This window comes from Paenibacillus sp. 7523-1, from assembly GCF_002276415.1.
GTDB lineage: Bacteria > Bacillota > Bacilli > Paenibacillales > Paenibacillaceae > Paenibacillus > Paenibacillus illinoisensis_A.
This window is the reverse complement of sequence record NZ_NPBR01000034.1, coordinates 42,062-48,876: the sequence shown is the minus strand read 5'-3', so window position 1 is coordinate 48,876 and position 6,815 is coordinate 42,062. Positions and strand designations below refer to the sequence as shown.

Here is a 6,815-nt window from a genome sequence, read left to right as displayed (position 1 = left end):
GTTTTTAAAGGTAAATATATGGAAGCTATGTAGTTTTACTTGAAACAAAGTTAAAAAATTTGAGGACAAACGCCATTTAAAAACGGATGGTGTTTTTGGCATATTCGGCAGTTGTCCGCTCAAGAAACACAGTTGTATGCATCAGACAGTACACCTGATATAACCAGGCACTTTTCCTTGACAGTCTAAATATCGCTTTGCTAAGATGGCAATAATAAATTTTTCAGAAAACGTATTTTCGGCATAAATACTGCCTGAGATCTTCGGGTTTTGGACCGTAAAGCTGAGCAAACATAAGGAGGAACACCTGCGTGTGGGAAGATAAGTTTGGTAAGGAAGGTTTGACCTTTGATGATGTATTGCTAGTGCCACGGAAATCCGAGACACTGCCTAAAGAAGTGGATGTATCGGTTCGTTTGAGCGATAGTGTAAAACTGAATATCCCTCTGATCAGTGCTGGTATGGATACCGTTACTGAAGCGACTCTGGCCATTGCCATCGCACGTGAGGGTGGTATTGGAATTATCCACAAAAACATGTCAGTTGAACAGCAAGCGGAAGAAGTAGATCGGGTTAAACGTTCGGAGAGCGGCGTTATTACCAATCCGTTCTCACTGACAGCTGAGCACCTGGTATCGGATGCGGAAGAAGTTATGGCGAAATATCGCATCTCCGGTGTACCGATTGTCGAAGGTGATCAGAAGCTGGTTGGGATTCTGACTAACCGTGACTTGCGTTTCATCCATGACTACGGTATTAAAATCAGTGAAGTCATGACTCGTGAGAATCTGGTTACTGCTCCTGTAGGTACAACCTTGCAAGAAGCAGAAGGAATTCTCCAAAAGCACAAAATTGAGAAACTTCCTTTGGTGGATGAGTCCAATACACTGAAAGGTCTCATTACGATTAAAGATATCGAAAAAGCTATTCAGTTCCCTAATGCAGCCAAGGATGCGCAAGGTCGTCTCCTGGTTGGTGCCGCAATTGGTATCTCCAAAGATACTTTTGAACGCGCAGATGCATTGGTACAAGCTGGTGTAGACTTGATCACTGTAGACTCTGCACATGGACATCACATCAACATTATCGAAGCTGTTCGTCAATTGCGTGAGCGTTTCCCGAACTTGACTATTATTGCAGGTAATGTAGCAACTGGTGAAGCTACTCGTGATCTGATCGAGGCAGGTGCATCGGTTGTCAAAGTGGGTATTGGTCCAGGTTCCATTTGTACAACACGTGTTATTGCTGGTATTGGTGTACCTCAAGTAACTGCTGTTTACGATTGTGCAACTGTCGCACGCGAGTATGGAGTTCCAATCATCGCAGACGGCGGGATCAAATATTCAGGTGAGATTACAAAGGCACTGGCTGCAGGCGCACATGCAGTTATGTTGGGAAGCTTGTTTGCGGGAACTGCAGAGAGCCCGGGAGAAACTGAAATCTTTCAAGGACGTAGCTACAAAGTATACCGCGGTATGGGCTCAATGGCTGCAATGAAACAAGGAAGTAAAGATCGTTACTTCCAGGATGATGACAAAAAACTCGTTCCGGAAGGCATCGAGGGACGTGTAGCTTATAAAGGTCCATTGTCCGATACCATTCATCAGTTAATTGGTGGTCTGCGTTCGGGTATGGGTTATTGCGGAACAAGCAACCTTGAGCAGCTCCGCAATGATACAGGCTTTATCCGTATTACTGGCGCGGGACTTCGTGAAAGTCATCCGCATGATGTTCAAATTACAAAAGAAGCACCTAACTACTCGTTGTAATCTGAAGAGAGTTAATCATTTCCAGGACAGGCTTGGCGATTTTCGCCGGGCCTGTCTTTTTTTGCGGATACCCCTGTGATAGAATAGAAAAAGCGGTGACGATCCTTTATCGGATTAGGGCGTTGCGGCGGCTTTTTGACGTGAATCTATGAATCTTGTTTCACATGGAACAAATGCCACGAAAGGTTGCCCAGCTATATAGAAGCGCGGACGTCCTTTTACATAAGCATTGGATAATGCTAACTAAGTGACAATCGATAATGAAACTTATGGAGCAATGATATTGCTCTTTCGATACAGCGCATAAAAAGCTACTTTTCACAACATCTTCTACGATCGTTAAGGACCAAGAAAAACGCAGCTCAAGCTGCACTGAAGCATCAATTAAGCGAAGCTTCGGAACGAAGGGAGTATTATCATTGAAAGCTAAACAAATGAACAAAAAGAAGCGCCAAATGCTCAAAAAAAGCGTAGCCTCGGTTATGCTGGTCAATATGCTCTGCATGTCTGCAGTAATGCCGGTGATGGCTGCTGCGAATGATTCGGGTCAGGTATTGACTGCTGCTGCGACAACAACGAAGACCGAGAAAGCCGTGCAGGTTCCTTCCGTTGACTCACTTGGACTTGAAGTTAGATCTGCCGTACTCATGGAGGCTTCGACAGGCCAGATTCTGCTTAATGTGAATGCGGACAAAGCCATGCCGCCTGCCAGCATGACGAAGATGATGACCGAGTACATTGTGGCTGAGCAGGTCAAGCAAGGGAAGTTTGGCTGGGATGATGTAGTTCCGGTTAAAAGAAATGCAGCGGAGAGCATAGGCTCACGTATTTTCCTGGCTGAAGGCGATCAACATACGGTCAAAGAGCTGTATATTGCTATGGCCGTTGGATCTGCAAATGACGCAACAGTGGCATTGGCAGAATATGTTGCCGGTTCCGAAGAAGCTTTTGTGAAAATGATGAATGATGAAGCAAAGCGAATGGGCATGAAGGATACGTTCTTTATTAACTCCACAGGTCTTGACCGTGCGGATATGCCTAAGGACTTCCAACCAGCCGAAGACAAAGAGACAGTTATGTCTGCATTGGATGCAGCAATTCTGTGCAGATATATCATTCAGGATCACCCTGATTACACAGACTTTACAACAATTCAATCTTATAAATTCCGTCCCAATGACAAAGCTCCAATTATCAACTACAACTGGATGTTGGAAGCGAATAAAGATATAACCAATTTCAAAAGCTACGCCTATGAAGGCTTAGATGGAATGAAAACGGGCCATACCACAAATGCAGGGAATAACTTCACAGGAACGGCTGAACGTGATGGTATGCGCCTGATCAGTGTCGTTATGGGTACCGATTCCGAGCCTGCACGTTTCAGAGAGACGAAAAAAGTACTGGATTATGGTTATAACAACTTCGAAGTGAAGCAAGCTGTCGCTGGCAAAACCAAAGTAACTGGCTGGGAAGCTGTTCCGCTGAAAAAAGGTAAAGAAACGAATGTGCCCGTAGTGACCGACAATGCAGTTAGCTTTGTTGTTCCCAAAGGCACTCAAAACCTGGATGTTACCTTTAAGGCAAACGTAACGGAAGCAGACAAGCTGGTTGCTCCAATTAAAGCAGGTACGAAAGTCGGAACGGTGACCTACACCTATAAGGCTGATGGTATTGAACCACAAGAGAAAACAGTGAACCTGATCACAGCAGAAGAGGCTGAAAAAGGCGGCTGGTTCCGTTTGTTCTTCCGCGCGGTAAAGGACTTCTTCGTTGATCTGTTTGATGGTATCAAAAACCTGTTCTAATTGATGCTATAGGGCATGACTGCAGATCATAGAAGTTTCCGATCTACCTCACCTGAATAAGGACAATAAGCACCAAATTGCGACTGGATGCATTGTGTATTTACAATTTTTCCGGTAAAATATCAAGTTAGAATTCTACGTATAAATCAGTTCAAAAGTCTAAGGAGAACCTTGTTAGTTGCACATGTTATAGTGGGAGCAACAACGCATTACATGGACGGTAAATGGATTGCTGGAGTGTCCATAAACCTCGGGGCACGGATCTCCTAACTTACGGCTTTTGACGTATAACAGGATCGCGGCTGGTAGAAGAGGAGAACGCAAATGAAGATAGGTGTATTAGCACTTCAAGGTGCGGTTACAGAGCATATTCGCAGTGTTGAGCGGGCTGGTGCAGAGGGACTGGCTGTGAAACAGGTTGAGCAGTTGGATGAACTGGATGGTCTGATCCTTCCTGGCGGTGAGAGCACCACTATTGGTAAATTGATGCGCAAATATGGTTTCATGCAACCTATTCGGGACTTTGCTGCCAAGGGTAAACCGGTATTCGGCACCTGTGCAGGCCTGATTGTAATGGCTGAGCGTATTTCAGGACAGGAAGAAGCCCATTTGGAATTGATGGATATGACTGTCTCCAGAAATGCATTCGGGCGGCAGCGGGAAAGCTTTGAAACAGACCTGCCTGTCAAAGGAATCGATGAAACGGTAAGAGCAGTGTTTATTCGCGCACCTCTAATTGAGAGTGTTGGGGAACAGGTTGAGGTTCTGTCCACTTATAAGGGTGAGATTGTTACCGCGCGCCAAGGAAACTTGCTGGCCTGCTCATATCATCCTGAATTGACCGATGACTACCGTTTGCATTCTTATTTTGTAGATATGGCCCAATCCTATAAGCAGTCGTTATAGAACCAATAGTGCATATTAGACAACTTATGATACCCTGGTGGATTGGAACACTCCTTCTGCAATCTGTAAGACTGCTGGAGGAGCTGAATCTGGTCAAATGCCTGATGTTGCCCGTATCTGCTTTACACAGCGGGAATCGCAGCGTAGGGTGTCACAGGGGTTCATAGGTTGTTTTTTTATTGTTGAAAATGATTAAGATGAAGTTATACGCGACTCCACAAAGGCTATGTGATAGGCTTAGGTTTATTGATATGTTTTCTGTGAGGTCATTTAGGAGGAGTATATAATGCTTGATGTAAAGATATTGCGGAATGAATACGCCCGTGTAGAAGAAGCGTTAACGAACCGTGGCAAGTCACTCGATCTCATTGCTGGATTTTCCGAGATGGACGCAAAGCGCCGGGAACTGCTGCAAGAGAGCGAGACATTGAAGAACCGCCGGAATACAGTATCCGGTGAAGTTGCTAAGCTGAAAAAGAATCGCGAGAACGCGGATGATTTAATTGTTGAGATGCGTGAAGTGTCTGATCGTATCAAAGCGATGGATGAAGAGGTCCGGGAACTGGAAGCGAAGATCAATGATCTGACGATGGCCATCCCTAACATTCCAAATGAGAGTGTACCTGTGGGTGCCTCTGAGGATGATAATGTAGAGATTCGCCGCTGGTCTGAACCGAAGTCGTTCGGTTTTACTCCAAAAGCACATTGGGAGATTGCGCAGGATCTGGATATCCTTGATTTTGAGGCTGCTGCGAAAGTAACAGGTTCCCGTTTTACGTTCTACAAAGGACTTGGCGCACGTCTTGAGCGAGCTCTGATTAACTTCATGATGGATCTGCACAGTGATCAGCATGGATATGAGGAGATTTTGCCTCCATATATCGTCAACCGCGACAGCCTCTTCGGAACAGGCCAATTGCCGAAGTTCGAAGAAGATCTGTTCAAGCTTAAGGATACGGAGTATTATCTAATCCCTACCGCAGAAGTTCCAGTAACGAACTATCATCGCGAAGAGATTTTGAATGCAGAGGATCTGCCGAAGCATTTCGTGGCATACAGCTCATGTTTCCGATCTGAAGCCGGCTCTGCTGGACGGGATACACGTGGATTAATCCGTCAGCATCAGTTCAATAAGGTTGAGTTGTTGAAATTGTCTTCTCCTGAAACGTCTTACGAGGAATTGGAGAAAATGACGCAAAATGCAGAACGTGTGCTTCAACTGCTGGAGTTGCCATACCGTGTTTTAGCGCTGTGTACAGCGGACATGGGCTTCACTTCCGCGAAAACCTATGATCTCGAGGTATGGTTGCCAGAAAGCAATACATATCGTGAAATCTCTTCCTGCTCGAACTGTGAAGACTTCCAGGCGCGCCGTGCCAACATTCGTTTCCGTAGAGAGCCGAAGGCTAAGCCTGAGTTCGTCCACACACTGAACGGATCCGGACTGGCTGTTGGACGTACAGTGGCAGCTATTCTCGAGAACTATCAGCAAGAAGATGGGACTGTAGTTATTCCTGAAGCATTGCGTCCTTACATGGGTGGAATCAGTGTGATTGCACGTCGTTCCTAACATAGCGAATAGGGTTTTATTATGATAAAGCCAACCAAAAAAGCCCGTCAATTATTTATGACGGGTTTTTTTTATTCTAAAGCTTGCTTTTTTAATTGTATATGTGGTATGATCTATTTCGTGGCAAGTTTATAAAACTTCAAATTTTGGAGAGGTACCGAAGCGGTCATAACGGGGCGGTCTTGAAAACCGTTAGGGGGCAACTCCACGTGGGTTCGAATCCCACCCTCTCCGCCATAACAACACTTATAACAGGGACTCGAGCGATAAGCTCGGGTCCTTTTTTGCATACAACATTTTCCTCAATCGAGCTATCTGCCATGGTTCATTTATTAAAGACATCAGCAGGCTCTAATTGACTCCATATGCATGTATAAAATCATCTTGTTCGCCGCACTTTATAGGAGTGGAGGTGGTTAGATGAACCGCGAGTTAAATATAGATCAGACAGAGCTTGTAGGCGCATGGCAGGAGCGTTTGCCGGAAGTACTGAATGTCGGCGATCAGGCACAGGTAATGGCAGATGAAGCCGATCAGAAGGCTATTCGTATTCATATCGCGACTGCAGGACACCAAATGTACTCATTCGATTTCAAATGCGCGTATGTGGACTCCCGTGAGGTCAGTGTACAACTGATTGATGTAGAACGGGATGGACAAACGACAGATGAGCGCACAGAACCCATTCAGGAGCTGGCTCAGGATTATACACGGCATATTCATGAATGTGCCCAGTCGTTACAGTCCAAGACAAGAACATAG

General features: G+C 45.4%; 5 protein-coding genes and 1 tRNA gene. All 6 read left to right on the top strand.

Going from position 1 to position 6,815, the window contains the following annotated elements; translation table 11 throughout:
- The first annotated feature begins 311 nt into the window (after positions 1-311).
- The 6 genes from guaB (at position 312) to CHH60_RS29175 (ending at position 6,815) form a co-directional block, all read left to right on the top strand.
- Complete coding sequence (gene guaB / locus CHH60_RS29200) at positions 312-1,769, top strand: IMP dehydrogenase (RefSeq protein WP_095293447.1); 1,458 nt, start codon at positions 312-314, stop codon at positions 1,767-1,769.
- A 419-nt stretch (positions 1,770-2,188) separates the two neighbouring features.
- Complete coding sequence (locus CHH60_RS29195; RefSeq protein WP_095362322.1) at positions 2,189-3,577, top strand: D-alanyl-D-alanine carboxypeptidase family protein; 1,389 nt, start codon at positions 2,189-2,191, stop codon at positions 3,575-3,577.
- Between the two features lie 324 nt (positions 3,578-3,901).
- Positions 3,902-4,483 carry a pyridoxal 5'-phosphate synthase glutaminase subunit PdxT gene (pdxT, locus tag CHH60_RS29190; RefSeq protein ID WP_095362321.1) on the top strand — a complete coding sequence of 194 codons (582 nt, stop codon included), beginning with the start codon at positions 3,902-3,904 and terminating at the stop codon, positions 4,481-4,483.
- Positions 4,484-4,769: 286 nt separating this feature from the next.
- Positions 4,770-6,053, top strand: a complete 1,284-nt coding sequence (gene serS / locus CHH60_RS29185) for a serine--tRNA ligase (RefSeq protein ID WP_095293450.1) — start codon at positions 4,770-4,772, stop codon at positions 6,051-6,053.
- Between the two features lie 148 nt (positions 6,054-6,201).
- Positions 6,202-6,290: transfer RNA gene (locus tag CHH60_RS29180), tRNA-Ser, on the top strand.
- Positions 6,291-6,473: 183 nt separating this feature from the next.
- Positions 6,474-6,815, top strand: a complete 342-nt coding sequence (locus CHH60_RS29175; protein ID WP_095293451.1) for a hypothetical protein — start codon at positions 6,474-6,476, stop codon at positions 6,813-6,815.

Coding starts and splice junctions, on each gene's coding strand:
- pdxT (WP_095362321.1), top strand. CDS start 3,902: ATGAAGATAGGTGTATTAGCACTTCAAGGTGCGGTTACAGAGCATATT.
- serS (WP_095293450.1), top strand. CDS start 4,770: ATGCTTGATGTAAAGATATTGCGGAATGAATACGCCCGTGTAGAAGAA.
- CHH60_RS29175 (WP_095293451.1), top strand. CDS start 6,474: ATGAACCGCGAGTTAAATATAGATCAGACAGAGCTTGTAGGCGCATGG.